Below are 20162 nucleotides of genomic sequence, written 5' to 3' on the forward strand. Positions count from 1 at the left end.
TAGGTTAGAACGCAACTAGGGAGCGATTACTGAATGAACTTGTTAAAAAGCAAACGTTTTTCTTTATCTTTGGGCAGCAAACTGTTAATCTTCTTCATCTCTATCCTGGTCGTCTCGCTGTTCGTGTCGGCCGCCTTGTCTTACCGCTCGGCCGTAACCGCGCTCAGCCGAGAGCTGACGACCAATTCGACTTCGAGCGTCAAAACGATGAATGCGATCGTCTCGCGCGATATCCAGTCGAGAATCGACGCGGTCGATTACCTGGCGTCCACGCTGACCTCGACCGCTTTCGCGTCCGGCGGATTCAAGACCGGAACGGTGAACGCGCCGCTCGATACGTACGACTTGACGCAAAGCGACGTCGACCTGGCTTACGCCGGTTCGGCGGCTGGCGCCTATATCGGTTCCGCTTCGAGCTACGTCAACCTGCCCGCCGATTACGATCCGCGCACCCGGGATTGGTACACCCTTGCGATGGACAATCCGGATCGGGCGGTCGTCACGGAACCTTACGTCTCGGCTTCAAGCGGCAAAACGGGTATCACGATCGCCAAGCGCATAAGCGACGGCAGCGGCGTGGTCGGTATCGATCTCTCGATCGATTCGCTGCTGCAAACGACGCAGGCGATGACGATCGGCAAAGAAGGCTACGCGTTCATCACGACGGAAAGCGGCACGTATATTTCGCATCCGACGTACAAACCCGGAGAAAGCAACGATATTTCCGTCCGGCTGTCCGAACAAACCGCGGCCGCCGGCACGTTCAGCTATATTTTCGAATCGGAACCGAAAGTGCTCATTTATGAAAAAAACGAACTTAGCGGCTGGATCATCTCCGGCAGCTATTACGAAAACGAAGTGCAGGAAGCGGCGCGGCCGATCTTCTACCTGCTTATGACCGTGCTCGCCGTGTCTCTGCTTGTCGGCGGAACGATCATCTGGCTGCTGACCCGTTCGATCGCGCGCCGCCTGCAAAAAGTCGCCCGCGCCGCCGAAGCGATCAGCGCCGGCGACCTGACCGGCACGATCACCGATTCCAGCGGCGACGAGATCGGCCGGCTGGCCGCTTCGTTCCGGGACATGAACGCTTCGCTCGGCGGGCTCGTCCGCTCGATCAACGGCTCGGTCTCGGACGTGGCGGCTTCTTCCGAGCAGCTCAGCGCAAGCGCCGAGCACACGGGCAAAGCGACCCGGCAGATCACGGAGTCGATCGAAGGCTTCGCGGCCGGCAGCGAACGGCAAAGCGAGAAAGTCGCCGACAGTTCGCGCCGCCTGGCCGAAGTGTTCGAATGGCTGTCCGAGCTTCGCACCGGTTCGGAACGTCTGGCGCAGGCTTCGCGCAGTTCGGCCGAGATGGCCGAAGAAGGCGACCTGCTGGTCGACCGGACGCTGGACCGCATGCGGGAGATCGACGCGTCGGTCCGCGAAGGCGGCGAAGTGATCTCCGGCCTGTCCGCCAAATCGCAGGCGATTACCGGTATCCTGCATACGATCGACGAGATCGCTTCGCAGACGAATCTGCTCGCGCTGAACGCTTCGATCGAAGCGGCGCGCGCGGGTGAAGCCGGGCTCGGCTTCACGGTCGTCGCGAGCGAAGTCAAGAAGCTCGCTCAGCAGTCGGCCGATTCGGCCAAAACGATCGAAAGGCTCATTCAGGACATCGTGGCCGATATTCAAGCTTCGCTGGAGACGTTCGTCAAGATCCGCCACTCCGTCACGGGCGGTCTGGAGACGGCCGAGCAGACCTCGGACAATCTGCGCCGGCTCAAGACTGCGTCGGAAGAAGTGTCCGACGACCTCAGCGGCATGAACACGCAGGTCGGCGAGATTGCCGGGCATGCCCAGGAAGTCGCCCAGGCGGTAGGCGCGATCGCGCAGGCCGCACAGGCGAACCAGGCCGGCACCCACGAGATCGCCGCCGCCGCCGAAGAACAGCTCGCTTCGATGGAGCAGATCGGGCAGTCGTCGTCTTCGCTGGCGCTGCTCGCCGAGCAGCTGCAGGGCGAAGTCGAACGGTTCAAGATCGATTGAACCGTGCCTCCTTCCTTTTGCGAATCCGCAAATCGAACGCAAAATCGAAACGCAAATCGAAATTCAAAATCGAAACGCAAATCAAAACACAAAAAAGCCGATTCCCGGATGATCCGGGAATCGGCTTTTTACTTGTTCGGACTTGGCTTGGGTCAACCGTTGAACGTATCGAAATCGAACGGCTGCAGCCGATTAAAATTCGAATTCCACGTCGCTCAGGCGGCGCTTGATCTCTTCGATGACGCGTTTCTCTTCGTCGAGACCTTTCGCTTCGAACGTGACGGAGAAGCGTACGAACGAACCCGCATCGTCCCACGGCACGGTGGAGATCAATTTTTCACGAATCAGGAACTGCGAGAACGCTTCGCCGCTGCCGAACGTTTCGCCGCCTTTGATTCCTTTGGGTGCCTGCACGTACAGGAAGAACGAGCCTTTTGGCTTCGTGGCGGTAAAGCCCAGTTCGTTCAACGCTCCGACCAGCATATCGTGGCGGCGCGAATATTTCTCCGCGATGCCTTCGGTGATCGACGGATTGGCCAGGCCGTACGCGGCCGCTTTCTGGATCGCGATGAATTGGCCGGAATCGTTGTTGTCCTTCACGTCGCTGAACGCTTTGACGATCAGCGGATTGCCGGCGACGAAGCCGATTCTCCAGCCGGTCATGTTGTACGACTTGGACAGGGAATGCAGTTCGATGCCCACGTCTTTGGCGCCCGGTACGCTCAGGAAGCTGAGCGGCTTGAGGCCGTCGTAAGTCAATGCCGCGTAAGGGGCGTCATGCACGACGATGACTTCGTTCGCTTTGGCCCACTCGACTACCTTCGTGAAGAACTCGACCGTGGCGCTTGCGCCGGTCGGGTTGTTCGGGTAGTTGAGGTACAGCAGCTTGGCGCGCTTCGCGATATCGGACGGAATCTCGTCGAGATTCGGCAGGAAGTTATTCTCCTGGGTCAGCTGCACGTTGTACACTTCGCCGCCCACGTATTTCGTGTGCGTGCCGAGCACCGGATAGCCCGGTACGGTCAGAATCGCCACGTCGCCCGGATTGATAAATACGGACGGCAGCATCGCAAGCGCCGGCTTGGAGCCGATCGAGTGCACGATTTCGGTGTTCGGATCGATGCCTTCGACCTTGAACACGTCGGCCAGGTACTGCGCGGCGGCCGCTTTGAATTCCGGAATGCCGTTATCGGCGTAACCGCGGTTCTCCGGCTTGGCCGCTTCTTCGGCCAGCTTGGCCACGATGCCCGCATCGGCCATCTCGTCCGGCTCGCCGACGCCCATGTCGATCAGTTCGACATCGGGGAACGCCTGGCGCGCGGCCGCTTTGGCGCGCTTGATCTTCTCGAATTTATAAATATTGGTGTCCTTGCCGTAGTTGGCTCCGCCGATCCGGTCGGCAAATACCTGCTGGACGAACGTGTTCTGATAGTTCTCGATACTCATGGTTAAGTTCAGCTCCTTGGACAGATTGTTCTATGTTCCATCATGCCGCAGATTCGCGGCGGAGAACATGGATTATGTGGCGGAAAATTGGTGTTTTTGCGACGGTTGGAGACGCTTCGGGGTGGAAGGGCCTGCGGATCGCGGCTGCCGTCCGCCCCAACCGGCTCGCGGCGGGACGGGAAGGCGAAAAAAGGCTTGCCCTCTTCAAGCAGGGCAAGCATGGGCGGTCCTTGCCCTTGGGTTCGCCTCACCGGGAGGCGAACAGTACAAGATGGGCTCCGCTTCGCGGCTCGCCAAGAGCGCAAGAGCAGCGCTTAGCGGCTGCGGAGATGGGTCAGCAGCTCTTCCAGATCGGCGGGGATCGGCGCGGAGAACTCCAGCCGTTCGCCCGTCGTCGGATGCGTGAAACCGAGCGAGGCGGCGTGCAGCGCCTGGCCCTGCAGCTTCAGTCCGCCGGTGCGGCCGTACATCGGGTCGCCTACGAGAGGGTGGCCGATGAACTTCATATGCGCGCGGATCTGGTGCGTACGGCCGGTCTCAAGCTTCAGTTCGAGCAGCGTGTAGTCGCCAAACCGTTCGGACACGTTAAAATGCGTGATCGCGTGCTTGCCGCCGCTCTGGACGACGGTGAACATTTTGCGGTCGTGCGGGTCGCGGCCCAGATTGGCGTCCACGGTGCCGTGGTTATGCGCGATGTTGCCGTGCGCCAAAGCGGTATAGATGCGGCTGACGGAGTGCTCTTTGAGCTGTTCGGCCAGCGAGGCGTGCGCTTTGTCGTTCTTGGCAGCCATTAGGAGGCCGCTCGTGTCTTTGTCGATGCGATGCACGATGCCGGGACGCACTTCGCCGTTGATGCCCGAGAGGTCTTTGCAATGGAACATCAGGGCATTAACGAGCGTGCCGGACGAATGGCCGACGGCCGGGTGCACGACCATGCCGCGCGGCTTGTTCACCACGATAACGTCGGAGTCTTCGTACACGACGTCGAGCGGGATGTTCTCCGGCACGATGTCGACCGATTCCGGCGCGGGCACGCGAACGTCCACCGTCTCGTTCGGGGACAGTTTGTAATTGGCTTTGACGGTCTTGCCGTTGACGGTGACGTGCCCCTGGTCGATCCAGAGCTGGATCTGGGAGCGGGACACTTCGTCGCCCATTGCTTCGGTTACGTATTTATCGACGCGCTGCTTGTTGAATTCGGCAGACACGTTCCACTGCATACTTTCTTCTTCGACTGCGATCTCTTCCGGCAAAGCGCCGGGATCGGCAGATTGATGCTTATCCATGTCTATTCCTCCGTGCGTTGCTCAAGCTTGTCCGTAGACTGCGGTTCGTTCGGGCGTTTGGCGTCAAGCAGCGTATCGATGATGATCAGGGCGACGCCGACCACGATGCAGGCATCCGCAACGTTGAAGATCGGGAAGCTGTAACTGCCGAAGTTGAACAGGAAAAAGTCGACGACTTCGCCCATCCGAAGACGGTCCAGGAAGTTGCCCAGCGCTCCGCCGAGCACGAGGCTGAGCGCGATCGGCAGCAGGCGGGCCGAACCTCTGGCGTTTTTGACGCGCTGCAGATACCAGATGATCCCGGCGACGACGACGAGCGTCACAATGATGAAGAACCACTGCTGCTCCTGCAAAATGCCAAAAGCCGCGCCTTTGTTCCGGTGCGAAGTCAAAATGAAGAAGTCGCCGATGATCGGAATTTGATCTCGAATCTCCATGCGCGTAGCGACCAGGTATTTGGTCCCCTGGTCAATCAGAAAAGCTACAAGCGCGATCACATAATAAATCACGTTAATCCGTCACCTCATACCTTCAAGTTGGGACCGGCGGACGATGCAAGCTTCCTTTCCGGCCCGTCTATTGTAGCACAGCGCCAAAGATAGCGTCTATCGTGCCGACCGGATGCCGCCGGGCAACACAAGGCCCCGCGGCCGACCGTCCGCAGGGACGATCTCCGCGGGGCTCCAGCAGCGGTGTTGCTTGTGCTTCGCCCTGAATTCTAGCGAATCTTGATGCCGACTTCCTTGCTGCCGAGCGTCATTCTCTCCATGCCGTCTTCCGAACCGAACGATACGCCGTCCACGAGCACGTTCTCGCGCAGGACGGAATCGAACGCTTCAAGCGCAGCCTGCAGTTCGGCGTCGACGTCGAGCGTCAGGTCGACGCGCTGCTCGACTTTGAGGTCGAGCTTTTTGCGCGTATCCTGCACGGCCCGGACGATCTCGCGGACCCAGCCTTCCTGTTCGAGTTCCGGCGTCACGTCGGTGTTGAGCGCCACCGTCAGGCCGTAGCCGGACGCGGACGCGAATCCTTCTTTCGCTTTTTTCTCGATCAGCAGCTCTTCGCCCGTCACTTGAAGTTCTTCGCCTTCCGGCGACGCGATATTAAAGTGTCCGTTGTCCACGACCGTGCGCGTCTCCTGCGCCGTCATGCCTTTGAAGTGGTTTTGCAGGAAGCCGACGTTTTTGCCGTACTTTTTGCCCGCCACTTTGAGGTTCAGCTTGAGCGTGTAGTCGACGAAATCGCTGTCTCCGCTCTCGATCCGGATCTGCTTCACGTTGATCTCGTCCTTGACGATCTCCGCGTAATCGGTCAGGTCGAACTCGCGGTCCATCGAGACGATCAGCTCGGACAGCGGCTGGCGCGTCTTGAGGCTGTTCTCGTTGCGCACGTTGCGGGCCAGTTCCACGATCTGCTGCGACGTCTTCATGTCGCGTTCCAGTTCCGGGTTGATCAGCGAAGCGTCGGCCGTCGGATAATCCGCCAGATGCACGCTCGTCTGTCCGCCCAGGTTGCCGTACAGGTCTTCGGCCAGCACCGGCATGAACGGAGCGATCAGGCGCGCGAGCGTCGAGAGCACTTCGGTCAGCGTGCGGTACGCGTCGAGCTTGTCGTCCGTCAGGCCGCTGCCCCAGAACCGGTCGCGCGAACGGCGGATATACCAGTTGCTCAGGCCGTCGACGAATTCTTCGATGCCTTTGGCGGCGCTCAGGAAGTCGTTGTATTCAAGCGCTTCGTTCGCGGCCGCCACCAGGCTGTGCAGGCGCGACAGAATCCAGCGATCCAGACGTCCGGTCGGCACCTGGAAAGGATGCGCCGCCGGATCGAATCCGTCGATGTCCGCGTACAGCGTCAGGAACGCGTGCGTGTTGACGATCGTGTCGACGACTTTGGACTTGGCTTCGCCGACGACGCTTTTGGAAAAGCGCTTCGTGTTCCACGGCGCGCTGTCGGCCAGCATCACCCAGCGGAACGCGTCCATGCCGTATTCTTCGAGCACTTCCCACGGATCGACGACGTTGCCTTTGGACTTGGACATCTTCTGGCCGTTCTCGTCCAGGATATGTCCGGTCGCCATAACGGATTTGTACGGCGCTTCGCCCGTGATCATCGTCGAGACCGCGAGCAGGCTGTAGAACCAGCCGCGCGTCTGGTCGATACCTTCGACGATCATATCGGCCGGATACTGCGCTTTGAACGCTTCTTCGTTTTCGAACGGATAATGCTGCTGGGCAAACGGCATCGAACCGCTGTCGAACCAGACGTCGATCACTTCGGACGTCCGGGTCATGACCGCGCCTTCGGCGAACGGGGACTTCAGCTTGATCGCGTCCACGTAAGGCTTGTGCAGCTCGATGTCTTCCGGCACGAAATCGACGGCGCGCTCGCGCAGGTCGGCGATGCTCTTCGGCGCGTATTCCTTGCCTGTCTCTTCGCACACCCAGACGTTGAGCGGCGTGCCCCAGTAGCGGTTGCGGCTGATGTTCCAATCGATCAGGTCATCGAGGAATTTGCCGAAACGGCCGTCGCGTACATGTTCCGGATACCATTTGACGCCTTTGTTGTTTTCGACCAGTTTGTCTTTGACGGCCGTCGTGCGGATAAACCAGCTGTCTGTCGCGTAATACAGCAGCGGCGTGTGGCATCTCCAGCAAAACGGATAGCTGTGCTCGTATTTTTCTTTGCTGTAGAGACGTCCTTTTTCCGACAGCGCTTTGACGATCTCGATATCGGTCTCGCCGTCTTTGACGAAACGTCCGGCAAAATCGGTCACTTCGTCGACGAAGCGGCCCTGCGAATCGACCAGGTTGATAAAGCTGATCCCGTTCTCGCGGCAGACGCGGTAATCGTCTTCGCCGTGCGCCGGCGCCAGATGCACGACGCCCGTACCGCTCGCGTCCGTGACGAAGTCCGCGCCGAGGATCAGATGCCCTTTTTCCGGCGTGAAGTAATGGAACGGCGCGTCGTAGCTCAAGCCGACCAGTTCAGAGCCCGGCAGTTCGCCCAGCGTCTCGAACTCGCCTTTGAGCACGCTGCCCGTCAAGTTTTTCGCCAGGATCAGCACTTCGCCTTCCTGCTGTACTTTGACGTACGTCATCGCCGGATTGACGGCCAGCGCGATGTTCGAAGGCAGCGTCCACGGCGTCGTCGTCCAGGCCAGCACGTACTCGCCGCTCTCAAGCTTGAACTTGGCGGTCGCGCTCAGGTCTTTGACGTCTTCGTAGCCCTGCGCCACTTCGTGCGAGCTCAGCGTCGTCTGGCACGAAGGACAGTACGGGCTGACGCGGTGTCCGCGGTACAACAGCCCTTTGTCGTGGATCGTGCCGAGCAGGTTCCAGACGCTTTCGATATATTTGTTGTCCAGCGTGATGTACGGGTTGTCGAGATCCGTCCAGTAGCCGATCGCTTCGGTCAGCTCGCGCCACTGCTTCTCGTACGTAAACACGCTCTCTTTGCACTTTTTGATAAACTTCTCGACGCCGTACTCTTCGATATCGTGCTTGCCGGAGATGCCGAGCTGTTTCTCCACGCCCAGCTCGACCGGCAGGCCGTGCGTATCCCAGCCCGCTTTGCGAACGACGTGGAAGCCTTTCATCGTCTGGTAGCGGCCGACGAAGTCCTTGATGACGCGTCCCAGCACGTGTCCGATATGCGGCACTCCGTTTGCGGTCGGCGGTCCTTCGTAGAAGACGAAGTTCGGCTTGCCTTCGCGGTTCTCGATCGACTGCTTGAACGTATTCTCTTCATTCCAACGGTTCAATACCCGCAGGTCGCGCGCGCGCGCTTTTTCTCTGACATCGACTCTTTGCATGTCTGTCGGCTCCTTTTGTATGGGGAATAAATGCTCGTAAACAAAAATCAGCGATCCGAAAACAAAAAAAGCCCCGCCCCCGTAAAGGGACGAGACCTGCTCGCGTTACCACCCTTGTTTCGCCTGCCTGCACAGTCTGTCCGAAAAACGCCGGAGAACGCCGCTTTTCGGGCATCGCGCAGCAGAGCGACACCTTGTCTTCCGCGTCCAATAACGCGGGGCCGCTGTAACGGTCGGCATCCGGTACGGCCTACTCTCTCCTGCATGAATGTCGCAAAAGGATTCGGGCGTACTTCTCCGGGACGATCTTCGGTCAATGCTTCGTACGCCGGCTTGCAGCTCTTGAAGGCCCGGCTCTCTGGAGAACGAACGGCATCGCTTACTGTTCCCATCGTGGAATTTGGTTCATGTTATGGATCTCATCCGGACTTATCGTCCGAAACGCCGCAGCGGCGTTCTTTATTTATAGCGCTATCCGCGGCGGTTGTCAATAGCTGACACCGACCGCCGCAGCGGACCTAAGCGCGGTCCGCCTAGTACGATTCGCTCGCGCGGCGGCGTTCGGCCTGGGCCTGCTCCATCTCGCGATCGAGTTCGCGGCTCTGGCGATCCAGCGCGTCCCAGCCGTCCTGGGCGAGCAGTTCGAGCTGCGCTTCGATCAGCGTCCGGAAACGGGTGCGGTAGATGGACGCCTGCTTCTTGAGCTCTTCCATCTCCACGGCGACTTTGCGCGATTTGACCAAAGATTCGTTGATGATGCGATCGGCGTTTTTCTCCGCTTCCTTCACGATCAGCTGGGCTTCCTTCTTCGCGTTGCCGCGTACTTCGTCCGCCGCTTCCTGCGCCACGATGATCGTCTTGCTCAGCGTGTCTTCCAGGTTCATGAAATGGTTGAGACGCTCTTCCATCGACGTCATGCGGTGCAGAAGATCTTTATTTTCGCGAATGACGCTCTCGTAGTCTTTGATCACCTGATCCAAAAACTCGTTGACTTCATCTTCATCGTATCCGCGAAGACGCCGGCTGAATTCTTTGTTATGTATATCCAGCGGTGTTAATGCCATGATGTGCACCTCCAAGTGTATTGAGCACGCTGCCAACCCCTCGGCGAACGGCCGGCCGTATCCGGTTTGTGAATCGGGCCGCCCGACTGCGGCCCCTTTGCTTTATCGGAATTTCGACGTTCGCACGCGAATTCCTGCATGAAACGATACGCCTTCTCCACAAATTCTATACAAACTTGCCGATCCGGACCCGATACCGGCCTTTTTTGGTCAAATCGCCGACTTCCAGCACCCGAAAGCGCCCGAAGCCCTGCAGGGAGACGGTGTCTCCTTCGCGCAGCATTTTGGAAGGATCTTCTTCCACTTTCCAGTTCACCCGGCAGCGCCCCGCCTTGATCGGAGCGAGAATCTTCGCCCGGCTCATACGGTATACGTCGCTCGCGATCCCGTCAAGCCGCGGCGAAGCGACCGTCAGTTCCAGTTCCGCAAGCTCCGATTCCGCGGCAAGCAGCGAAGCAATCGGCAGCACTTCAGTGAACACGTTCACCCGGTGCACCTGACGCAGCTCCAGATTAAGAAAATCCGCGATCTCGGCGGCTACCACGATATGGCAGCCGTCTTCGCGCGGATGGATATCGCCGACTTTGGAACGCTTCATGCCGAGTCCCAATACCGAACCCATATAATCGCCGTGCCCGAGCTCCATGAACTTGGTGTCCGACGGAGTGATCGACAGCACGGCAAGCTTCGTGTCTTCTTCCTGCAGGTCCCGGTAATCCGGAGCGATCACGGCGCGCCGGCGTTCGGCAGCCTCGCTGCCCCCGTCCAGGCGAAAGTCGACGTCCGGTTCGCGGTTCGCCAGCATCGTCAAAATCTGCAGCTGGCGCGGATCGAGAAAATCGGTCAGCTTCGTCTCGTGATAGCGGGCCGCGCCTTCAAGCCATTCGGAAGCGCGGTCGACGAATTCGCGTTCGTCGGGATGGATATGTTCGTACATGTTTTTACTCATGTCAGGCCCTCTTTAACCGATCGCTCTGGCAAGCAGTTCGATCAGGTACAGCACGCCGCGCTGCACGAATTGAAGAACGAAGAATGCCACGATCGGGGAAATGTCGAGCATGCCGCCGATCGGCGGGATGAAGCGGCGGAAGATGGCCAGGTAAGGTTCGGCAATTTTGCCCAGGATGACGCCGACCTGGCTCTCGCGCACGTTCGGTACCCAAGACATCAGGATATAGATGATCAGAATCCAGGAATAGATCTGGAAAGCCCAAGGAACAATGACGTTATGGAGCAGAGCAAGAAATTCCATTAAACGATATTCACCTCATTTGATTATTGAATTCGTGATCTTCGCGGATCAGGTCCGCGATGGTGCCTTCCACTTCCACCGTATCCGGCGTGCAGAGGAAAATGTCTCCTCCGACTTTGGAAATGTTGCCGTTGATCGCGTACACGGTGCCACCGAGAAAATCGATGATCCGCTTGGCGTGGTCGCGGCGAACCTGCTGCAAATTGACGACGACCGAACGGTGCGCGCGCAGATGGTCGGCGATCTGTTGGGCGTCGTCGTACGTACGCGGTTCCACCAGAATCACTTTGACGCTTTTCTGCGCATGAATGCTGACCACATTGTTCGCTTTCGCGTTTTTGCGTGTCTCGTAATTGGAAGCCGCGTCGTAAGGCTGATCGTCCGGATCGGCTACTTTCTCGCGCTCTACGATCTCTTCTTCTTCCTGCAGGCCGAGAAAATTCATAAAACGGTTCATGACACCCATCTTCAATCCTCCTCTTTTCCTACCAGAATGGAGCCCAGGCGAAGCCAGGTCGCTCCTTCTTCGATCGCCACTTCAAAATCGCCCGACATGCCCATCGACAGATGCTCGATCGGCGCGGACCACGCTTCGCGGGCATTGAGTTCGTCCCGCAGTTCGCGCAGTCCCCGGAACGTCGGGCGGGCGCCTTCGGCGTCCCGGTCCAGCGGCGCCATCGTCATCAGGCCCACCACGTTCAGATGGGGATAGTCCCGCAGCTGCCGCACGAAATCGTATACTTCTTCGGGCGGCATGCCGGATTTGGAATCTTCGCCCGATACGTTGACCTGAACGAAGACGTTCACCTCTATATCGGACGCGGCGGCCTGACGTTCCAGTTCTTTGGCCAACGAGAGACGATCCAGCGAATGAATATACGCGAATCTCCCGATCACGTCTTTTACTTTATTGCTCTGCAGCTGGCCGATAAAATGCCACGTGCCCCGGCTGCCGAGCGCTTCCCATTTCGGTTTGGCGTTTTGCCAACGGTTTTCGCCGATATGGCGAATGCCGCTGTCGAACACCTGCGCCGTTTTTTCCGTCGAGACGTACTTCGTTACCGCTACAATGTTCACTTCTTCCGGCGATCGGCCCGCGCGCGCGCAGGCTTCGGCCACCTTCTCGTTCACATGCGCGATCCGCTGCTGTAAAGTCACCGGAGCGTGCCTCCTTCTCGTAATCCGATCCAGCTCGCCATTCGGCCGGTCTGTCCTTTTTCCTGTCGATGCGAAAAGAACAAATCGGTCCGGCTGCCCGTGCACCACTGCGTGCGCAGCACGTTTTCCGGACGTAATCCTGCTCTTATCATAAGGTGTCGATTCAATTCTTTCAAGTTAAGCAGCGCTTTGCCTCCGCCCAAATCTTCGGAAAAGTCAGACAGCGAACGAGAACCATTACCCGACTCCTTTTCCAGCAAAACGCCGACCTGCCCAAGCACCGCTTCGTCCACCTCGTAGCGGCGTTCCCCGATGCAGGGACCGATCGCCGCCAGAACGTCGTCGGGCCGGCTGCCGTACTGCTCGCCCATGCGCTCGACCAGCCGCCGGCCGATCCCGGCGACCGTGCCTTTCCAGCCCGCATGCGCAAGGCCGACTACCTGCCGTACCGGATCGAACACGTACAGCGGCGTACAGTCGGCGTAGAACGAAGTCAGCAGAATGCCCGGCACGTTCGTCAGCAGGCCATCCGTATCGGGAAACGCGCTGTCGCGGTCCGACCGGCCCCGGCCGCGGTCTTTTTCCGTCACAATAGCGATCTCGGCCAGATGCACCTGTTCGCCGCTCGTCCAGTCTTCGAACCGGAAACCGGCCGCTTCCGCGACCCGCGACCGATTCTCCGCTACGTGAGCCGGATCGTCGCCGACGTGCAGCGCGCAGTTGAGGCTGGCGCGGAAGCCCTCGCTGACGCCGCCTCCGCGACCCGTGAAGCCCGCGCTCAAGCCGTCGAACCGCTGCCACGGAGCGATATCGAATACTTCCGCCCCGTTGTCCGCCGTCCGGCGAACGAAAGGTTCCGTCATGCTCGTCATCTAATCGATTCCTCCTTGCCGAATACGCACAGCGTATAGCCCCGTATCCGTATGTTGAAAAAAAGATCCGCTTCCGTATAGCGAAAGCGGATCTTTCGTAAGTCGCAATCTTTCTTAATCGTTGTTCTGGCGCGAGCGGTTCCGCAGGAACGTCGGAATATCCAGCTGGTCGCCTCCGGCCTGAGGCTCGAAAGCGGGACGCTGCGGCTGCTGCGGCTGAGGACGGTCGGGTTGACCGCCTTCGGGCTGCTGGGCCGCCGGACGACGGATCAGAGGCTTCATCGGCGCAGGCTTGTGTTCGAAGCCGGTCGCAATAACGGTCACTTTGATCTCTTCTTTCATCGTCTCGTCGATGATGGCACCGAAGATCATGTTCACTTCCGGATCGGAAGCTTCGATGACGATTTCGGCCGCTTCGTTGACTTCGTACAGCGAGAGGTTCGAACCGCCCGTGATGTTCATGATGACGCCGCGGGCGCCTTCGATCGACGTCTCGAGCAGCGGGCTCATGATCGCTTTGCGCGCGGCGTCCGCCGCACGGTTCTCGCCGGCCGCTTCGCCAATGCCCATCAGCGCGGAACCGCGCTCGGTCATGATCGTCTTGACGTCCGCAAAGTCGAGGTTGATCAGACCCGGAACGGCGATCAGGTCGGAAATGCCCTGAACAGCCTGACGCAGGACGTTGTCCGCTTCGCGGAACGCTTCCAGCATCGGGGTCTTCTTGTCGACGATCTCAAGCAGGCGATCGTTCGGAATGACGATCAGCGTATCGACTTTTTCTTTGAGCGCTTCAATGCCGAGCTCGGCCTGCGCAGCGCGCTTGCGGCCTTCGAACGTGAACGGGCGCGTGACGACCCCCACCGTCAAAGCGCCGCATTCGCGCGCGATCTCCGCGATAACCGGAGCTGCGCCCGTGCCCGTGCCGCCGCCCATGCCGGCGGTAACGAACACCATATCCGCTCCTTTGAGCGTATTGCTGATCAGTTCGCGGGATTCTTCCGCCGCCTTCTTGCCGACGTCCGGATTGGCACCCGCGCCAAGACCTCTTGTCAGCTTGTCGCCGATCTGCAGCTTGTGTTCCGACTTAGCCAGGTGAAGTGCCTGGGCATCCGTGTTGACCGTAATAAACTCCACGCCTTGAACGCCGTTCTCGATCATCCGGTTGACGGCATTGCTGCCTCCGCCGCCTACGCCGATGACTTTAATACGCGCCAGGCTTTCCATTTCGAAATCGAATTCCAACATATTCCTCCATCTCCCCCTCGTTTTCCTTGGATGGGCTCGTTTTTGTGTGACTTAAATAAATTCGCTAAACATATTTTTGAGCTTTTCTAGGAAACCGGTTTTCTGGGTCGTCTCCGGTGCGGGATTGGATTTAGGTCGATTGACGGGTTTCTTGCCCGGCGCTGCGTTTCCTCTGCCGCGATTTTTCCGAATGACGCTGTACAAAATGCCGATCCCGCTCGTAAAGGCCGGGTCCCGCACGCCGATGTAATCCGGCACGGCAAGACGGACGGACGCCGACAGTTCGCTTTGGGCAACTTGCAGAACCCCCGGCATCGCGACCGTTCCGCCGCTCAGCACGTAGCCGCCCGGAATGTCCGGATAACCCATGCGCTGAATCTCCTGATGAATAAGCTGGAAAATCTCCTGCACCCGCGGCTCGATGATCGCAGCCAGGTCTTCCTGCGTATATTCCTTCTCGATCGTGCTGCCGATCCGGTTGACCTTGAATACGACGTCAGCCGCCGCATCCGCCATCATGGCGCATCCGTACTTCAGCTTGACTTTCTCGGCCTGATCGGTCACCGTACGCAGTCCGTAAGCGATATCGTTCGTGACGTATTCGCCTCCGACCGGAATCGTCGAGACGGCCGCAAGATGGCCGCTTTCGAAGACGGAAATGGTCGCCTGGCCGGCTCCGATGTCGATCAGCGCCGTACGCATCGTCTTCTCGTCCTTGGTAAGCGCCAGCTGGCCGGCCCCGAGGGAAATCAGCACCAGTTCTTTCACCTTGAGGTCGGCTTTCTCCACGCAGCGCAAAAGGTTATGTATAGCCGTTTTTGCGCCGGTGACAATCGTAGCTTCCACCTCCAAGCGGGATCCGATCATGCCCCGCGGATCCTGAATTCCCTCCAAGCCGTCAACCACGAATTGCTTGGCAACGACATCGATGATTTCACGTTCCGGCGGAAGAGCGACGACTTCGGCCGCCTTGGTTACGCGCTCGATATCGTCCTCCCCGATTTCTCGGTCTTCGTTCGACACGGTCACGACGCCGCGGCTGGACTGCAGCCCGATATGGCTGCCCGATATTCCGACGTAAACTTCCGTTATTTGAATGCCGACCATTCGCTCGGCATGCTCCACGGCGCCGCGAATCGATTGGACGGTCTGATCGACGTCAACAATGGCGCCTTTTCGGATTCCTTCCGAATCGGCAGATCCAACTCCAATAATATTAAAGGTTCCGTTGTTGATTTCCCCAATAATAGCACGAACTTTGGATGTACCGATGTCCAAACTAACAATGATGTCATTGCTGCTCAAGCCCTTGGCACCTCCCGTTTGCAAAATTGTTCATCTGGTTCGTCTAAAGCCGGATGTTTGGCGTATCTTCATACCTAATTCAACACGGCTTAAACTTTCCCTCTTTCGTTTTAAAGATTTTTATGCGGATTGTGTATCTTTTTGCGAGAATACAGCAAACATTATAGCATCTTTTGGCAGCGGGGAGTAGCGGGCTTTAGGGCGAGATCACGCCGTTCTCTCCGTCTTCCGTACTCACGAAAGGAACCAAATCGTTGGCTTCGAGCATTTTGATCATGCCCGGCGCCTGCGTTTCGGTAATTCCGCCCAAAATTTCGAGCTTTTCCTTCAGCAGCGCAACGGTCGTCTCCACCTCGAACCGCGAGCGCGTATAGATCCGAATCTTGTCCGGATAAGCGTCCGACGGCCAGGGCATGATCTCGGACAGGTCGGCCAGCAGGCTGTCGGGCACCGAATCGAGCACGCGGCACAGCTTCGCCTTCTCTTCTTCCCGGCCGGCCCACTCCGTCAGCATCGGCTTCTCGGCCGGCAGCCCCTGATCGCGCAGCTTGATCTCCGCGCCGCTGCCGAGCAGCGCCTGAATGCTGCCGTCTTCCAGCAGTTCGTACGCGACCGGATCGTACTCGTCGACGATCAGCCGCACCGTCCCCGGGAACTTTTTGTCCACCGTGACTTTTTCGACCGCGTTCAGATTCGATACGATCCGCTGCTCGACGCTCTCCACGCTCGATCCGAAAAATTGGCCGCCGATCCGCAGCCCCGCCGCTTCGATCACCGCCGAACGGTCGACGTACACGTTGCCTTCGACCTCGATCTGCTGAATGCGGCTCAACGAAGAACGGAAAAAGATCAGGCTTAACCCGGCTGCCAGCAGCAAGGCAAGAATCAGCCCCAACTTCCAGCGTTTCCCGCGGCGCGGCTTCCGGGTGTCCGGCTCTCGATTTTCGATCGGTTTGACTACTTTAAGCATGCATATTCTCCATCCGGCCGCCCGGCGTCCGCTTCTTCAAAAACGGGAATAGGAACAGAGCGGTTAATTGCGCGGTACGCGGCATCCGCGCCGCCGAAAAAACGACGGGCTTTTGTGTTACGTTCATTATACACGTGCGAAGCACGATGGCAAAGATGACACCGTCACAAGACGCCGCGGCGAATCGCCTGGGCCCTCACGGCAAGCTTGCGAAGCTCGGTCGCGATCACGACCGCGGAGTCCGGCTTGCCGAGTTCCGCCGACCGTTCCGCCATGCGGGTGCGCAAATATTCGTCGCGCATGACCGCTTCGACAGCGGCGAACAGACTTTCCCCGCCGAGTTCGCGCTCCAAAATGACGATGGCGGCGCCGTCTTCTTCCAGCGCGCGGGCGTTCACTTCCTGGTGATTGTTCGTGACGTTCGGCGACGGAATCAATACCGCCGGGATGCCGAGCGAAGTCACTTCCGCCAGAAACGAAGCGCCCGCGCGGCTGACGACGAGCGTCGAAGCCGCCAGCACCTCGGGCATGCGCTCCACGTAAGGCAGCACATGCAGATTGGAAGGCGTCACCCACGGCGCCTCTTCCAGCGTTCTTTTCGCTTCTTCGTAGTACCGTTTGCCTGTCACGTACACGAAATGCACGTCCGGCATACGCACGATGTCTGGCACCATCTGCAGCATCGCTTCGTTGATCGCTTTGGCGCCGATACTGCCTCCGACCACGAGCACGACCGGCGTGCCCTGCGGCAGACCGAGCAGGCGGAATCCTTCCGCCGCATCGGCGCTGTGCACGGTCGTGGCACGCGGATTGCCGCTGTACATGACACGTCTGGCTTTGGGGAACTGATCCTGCGTCCCGTCGAAACTGACCGCCACCGTGTTCACGTAACGGCTCAGGAAGCGGTTCGTCAATCCGGGAATCGCGTTCTGCTCGTGAATCAGCGTCGGAATGCGCAGCTTGTGGGCCGCGTAGACGACCGGGCCGCACACGTAGCCGCCGGTCCCGATCACGACGTCGGGCTTGAACTTCTCCAGCAGTTCCGAAGAAGCCTGTACGCCGCGCAGAAAGCGCAGCACGGTCTTGATGTTGTCGGCCGAAAGGTTGCGGCGGAACCCGGTGATGTCCAGCGTCTCGAAACGCATGCCCGTGGCGGGCACGATCGTGTTCTCCAGTCCCCTTTTTCCTCCGACGTACAAAAATTCGGTATCCGGCTTGTCCGCCTTCAACTGCTCGGCAATAGCGAGGGCGGGATAAATATGTCCGCCGGTTCCGCCTCCGGTCAATACGACACGCATACGATGTCCTCCCGTCTATTCAGATATCGAACGGACCGCTTCCTTGAACAGCCGTCCCCGTTCTTCGAACGAAGCGAACATGTCCCAGCTGGCGCAGGCCGGCGACAGCAGCACCGTATCGCCGGCTTCGGCGAGGCGCTGCGCTTCGGCGACCGCGGCCCGCAGCGTGTCCGCCGCGTCGCCCAGCGGTTCGACGACCGAGACCTCGCCCACGCCCGCGCGGCGCGCGACGCCGGCGATCGTGCTGCGCGTCTCGCCGAAGGTGACGAGCGCTTTGACTTTGGACTGCAATCCCGGCAGCAGCTCTTCGTAATCGGAACCGCGATCGAGTCCGCCCGCGATCAGGACGACCGGCGCTTCGAACGCCGACAGCGCCGTCAGCGTCGCCTGGGAGTTGGTCGCTTTCGAGTTGTTGTAATACGACAGGCCGCCGAAAGTACCGAGCGCTTCCAGGCGGTGTTCCACGCCTCCGAACGCGGCAAGCGGCGCCCGGAGCGCGGCGGGTTCGACCCCGGCCGCGATCGCCGCGGCGCAGGCCGCCATCGCGTTCGCCACGTTGTACGTGCCCGCAAGGCGGATCTCTTCGGTGCGGATCAATTCGTGCACCGTTCCCGACGCGTCGCGGTAGACGATTCGGCGGTCGGCGTTATCGTCGCTGCCGTCCGCCGGATAGGCGGGCGAAGCGTACACGCCTTCGAGCGTCAGTTCCTCGGTCATCGAAAAAGGGAATACCCGCCCTTTGAGATACGGAACCAGATCCCGGCAGAACGGATCGTCCCAGTTGACGATGCTGACGTCTTCCGGCGTCTGGTTGACGAAAATTTTCGCTTTGGACGACGAGTAGTCTTCCATGGAACCGTGATAATCCAGATGCGTCTCCGCCACGTTCAGCAGGCAGGCGATACGCGGCGCGAACTTGAGCGTGCCTTTGAGCTGGAAACTGCTCAATTCGACGACGAGCCAGTCGTCCGGCTGCGCATCGAGCGCGGCGTCGCACAGCGGCGTGCCGATATTGCCGGCGACGATCGGGTTCAGGCCGGCGGACTTCAGAATCTCGCCGATCCACGTCGTCGTCGTCGTCTTGCCGTTCGAACCGGTAATCCCGATCATCGGAGCGGCCGAGAGATAATAAGCCACTTCCACCTCGGTGACGACCTCGATCCCGAGCGCAAGCGCGGCGGCAATCGGAGGCGACGAGTACGGAATGCCCGGGTTCTTAATTACCAGCGCGACTTCCGAATGAATCAGGTCGTCGGGATGGCCGCCGCACACCACTTTGATTCCCAGTTCTTCCAACGCGGAAGCTTCGGGGCTTTCTTCGCGCGTTTTCCGGTCATTTACCGTCACGTTCGCGCCGAAAGCGTGCATCGTTTTGGCCGCCGATACGCCGCTGCGCGCAAGGCCCAGCACGACGACTTCGCGGTTTGCATATTGTTTTGGATGTTCCATTTGTCTACAGCCCCTTGCCGAGATACAGCCCGAGCGCGGCCAGAAGCAGAGCGACGCCGAAGAATACGGCAACGATCCGCCATTCCGACCAGCCGGACAGCTCGTAATGATGATGAATCGGACTCATTTTAAAAATCCGCTTGCCCCGCGTCTTGAACGAGATCACCTGGATCACGACGGACAACAGTTCGATCACGAACACGCCGCCGATCAGCAGGAACAAAAATTCCTGTTTGGTCAGAATCGCCACGGCGCCAAGCGCTCCGCCGATCCCGAGCGAGCCGGTATCTCCCATGAACACTTTCGCGGGATGCGCGTTGTAGACGAGAAAGCCCAGGACGGCTCCCGCCATCGCCGACGCGCCGAGCGCGGCCGGAAACTGGGTCGCCTGCATGGCGATCAGCGCATACGCGCCGAGCGCAGGCGCACTGACCGCGGAGAGCAGTCCGTCCACGCCGTCGGTAAAGTTGACCGCGTTGGAGATCGCCAGCAGCATCAGCACGATGAACGGATAATAGAACCAGCCGCCCCAGTCGAGCGAGATCGAAGTGCCGGGAACGGACAGCGCCGTGCTGTGGCCCGAATCGATCAGCAGCCAGCAGACGATCGCGGAGAAGACCAGCTGCCCGGCGAGCTTTTGCAGCGAAGTGAGGCCCATGGAACGCTTGCGGACAATTTTGATCCAATCATCCAGCAATCCGACCAGGCCGAACCCGAGCGTCGCGGTCAGCAGCACGTAAAACTCCGTATTGATGACAGAAAACTTGGCAAAAGACAGCGTGAACGCCAACAGGATCACGATCCCGCCCATCGTAGGCGTTCCCGCCTTTTTCAGATGGGCCTGCGGACCTTCCCCCCGTACCTGCTGCCCGAATTTCAGACGCTGCAGCAGAGGGATGCACAGGGGACCGGCCAGCACGGCCAACAGAAACGAGACGGCGGCGGTCAGGAAAAGCAGCTGCAGGTCCATAGGCC

The 20162-nt window shown here is 59.3% G+C and carries 17 protein-coding genes; 1 reads left to right on the forward strand and 16 read right to left on the reverse strand.

The annotated features are described in order from the left end of the window. Positions 1-33: 33 nt before the first annotated feature. Positions 34-2031, forward strand: a complete 1998-nt coding sequence (locus FTE24_RS13805; RefSeq protein ID WP_150230240.1) for a methyl-accepting chemotaxis protein — start codon at positions 34-36, stop codon at positions 2029-2031. A gap of 192 nt (positions 2032-2223) precedes the next feature. On the opposite strand, the gene FTE24_RS13810 is transcribed toward FTE24_RS13805, so the two are convergent. The 16 genes from FTE24_RS13810 to mraY form a co-directional block, all read right to left on the reverse strand. After that, entirely contained in the window at positions 2224-3477 is a 1254-nt protein-coding gene (locus tag FTE24_RS13810; protein WP_150230244.1) for an LL-diaminopimelate aminotransferase, read from the reverse strand. A gap of 314 nt (positions 3478-3791) precedes the next feature. Next, complete coding sequence (locus FTE24_RS13815; protein WP_150230246.1) at positions 3792-4763, reverse strand: RluA family pseudouridine synthase; 972 nt, start codon at positions 4761-4763, stop codon at positions 3792-3794. A 2-nt stretch (positions 4764-4765) separates the two neighbouring features. Beyond that, a complete protein-coding gene (gene lspA, locus FTE24_RS13820; protein WP_141446260.1) occupies positions 4766-5272 on the reverse strand; it encodes a signal peptidase II in 507 nt (168 codons plus the stop codon). 209 nt (positions 5273-5481) lie between these two features. Next, positions 5482-8574, reverse strand: a complete 3093-nt coding sequence (gene ileS, locus FTE24_RS13825) for an isoleucine--tRNA ligase (RefSeq protein WP_150230250.1) — start codon at positions 8572-8574, stop codon at positions 5482-5484. Between the two features lie 533 nt (positions 8575-9107). Further along, entirely contained in the window at positions 9108-9638 is a 531-nt protein-coding gene (locus FTE24_RS13830) for a DivIVA domain-containing protein (RefSeq protein WP_141446262.1), read from the reverse strand. A 166-nt stretch (positions 9639-9804) separates the two neighbouring features. Beyond that, positions 9805-10587, reverse strand: a complete 783-nt coding sequence (locus tag FTE24_RS13835) for a YlmH family RNA-binding protein (protein WP_141446263.1) — start codon at positions 10585-10587, stop codon at positions 9805-9807. Between the two features lie 12 nt (positions 10588-10599). After that, positions 10600-10890 (reverse strand): YggT family protein, encoded by a 291-nt coding sequence (locus FTE24_RS13840; RefSeq protein WP_150230253.1) that lies wholly within the window; start codon positions 10888-10890, stop codon positions 10600-10602. Positions 10891-10900: 10 nt separating this feature from the next. Further along, on the reverse strand, positions 10901-11356 hold the full coding sequence (locus tag FTE24_RS13845) for a cell division protein SepF (protein ID WP_141446265.1): 456 nt from the start codon (positions 11354-11356) through the stop codon (positions 10901-10903). A gap of 2 nt (positions 11357-11358) precedes the next feature. Continuing rightward, on the reverse strand, positions 11359-12048 hold the full coding sequence (locus FTE24_RS13850) for a YggS family pyridoxal phosphate-dependent enzyme (RefSeq protein ID WP_150230255.1): 690 nt from the start codon (positions 12046-12048) through the stop codon (positions 11359-11361). After that, on the reverse strand, positions 12045-12920 hold the full coding sequence (pgeF, locus tag FTE24_RS13855; protein WP_150230258.1) for a peptidoglycan editing factor PgeF: 876 nt from the start codon (positions 12918-12920) through the stop codon (positions 12045-12047). The genes FTE24_RS13850 and pgeF overlap by 4 nt, the downstream gene beginning before the upstream one ends. Positions 12921-13034: 114 nt before the next feature. Then, the gene (ftsZ, locus tag FTE24_RS13860) at positions 13035-14165 is read right to left on the reverse strand and encodes a cell division protein FtsZ (RefSeq protein WP_141446268.1); all 1131 of its coding nucleotides are present in this window, start codon (positions 14163-14165) and stop codon (positions 13035-13037) included. A 51-nt stretch (positions 14166-14216) separates the two neighbouring features. Beyond that, complete coding sequence (gene ftsA / locus FTE24_RS13865) at positions 14217-15470, reverse strand: cell division protein FtsA (RefSeq protein ID WP_150230261.1); 1254 nt, start codon at positions 15468-15470, stop codon at positions 14217-14219. 196 nt (positions 15471-15666) lie between these two features. Continuing rightward, complete coding sequence (locus FTE24_RS13870) at positions 15667-16440, reverse strand: cell division protein FtsQ/DivIB (RefSeq protein WP_150230263.1); 774 nt, start codon at positions 16438-16440, stop codon at positions 15667-15669. A 164-nt stretch (positions 16441-16604) separates the two neighbouring features. Next, the gene (murG, locus tag FTE24_RS13875) at positions 16605-17738 is read right to left on the reverse strand and encodes an undecaprenyldiphospho-muramoylpentapeptide beta-N-acetylglucosaminyltransferase (RefSeq protein WP_150230265.1); all 1134 of its coding nucleotides are present in this window, start codon (positions 17736-17738) and stop codon (positions 16605-16607) included. A gap of 15 nt (positions 17739-17753) precedes the next feature. Continuing rightward, complete coding sequence (gene murD, locus FTE24_RS13880; RefSeq protein ID WP_150230268.1) at positions 17754-19187, reverse strand: UDP-N-acetylmuramoyl-L-alanine--D-glutamate ligase; 1434 nt, start codon at positions 19185-19187, stop codon at positions 17754-17756. 4 nt (positions 19188-19191) lie between these two features. Beyond that, positions 19192-20157: a phospho-N-acetylmuramoyl-pentapeptide-transferase gene (gene mraY, locus FTE24_RS13885; protein ID WP_141446272.1), complete on the reverse strand. Its 966-nt coding sequence runs from the start codon at positions 20155-20157 to the stop codon at positions 19192-19194. Positions 20158-20162: the final 5 nt, after the last annotated feature.

This window comes from Saccharibacillus sp. WB 17 (assembly GCF_008634075.2).
GTDB lineage: Bacteria > Bacillota > Bacilli > Paenibacillales > Paenibacillaceae > Saccharibacillus > Saccharibacillus brassicae.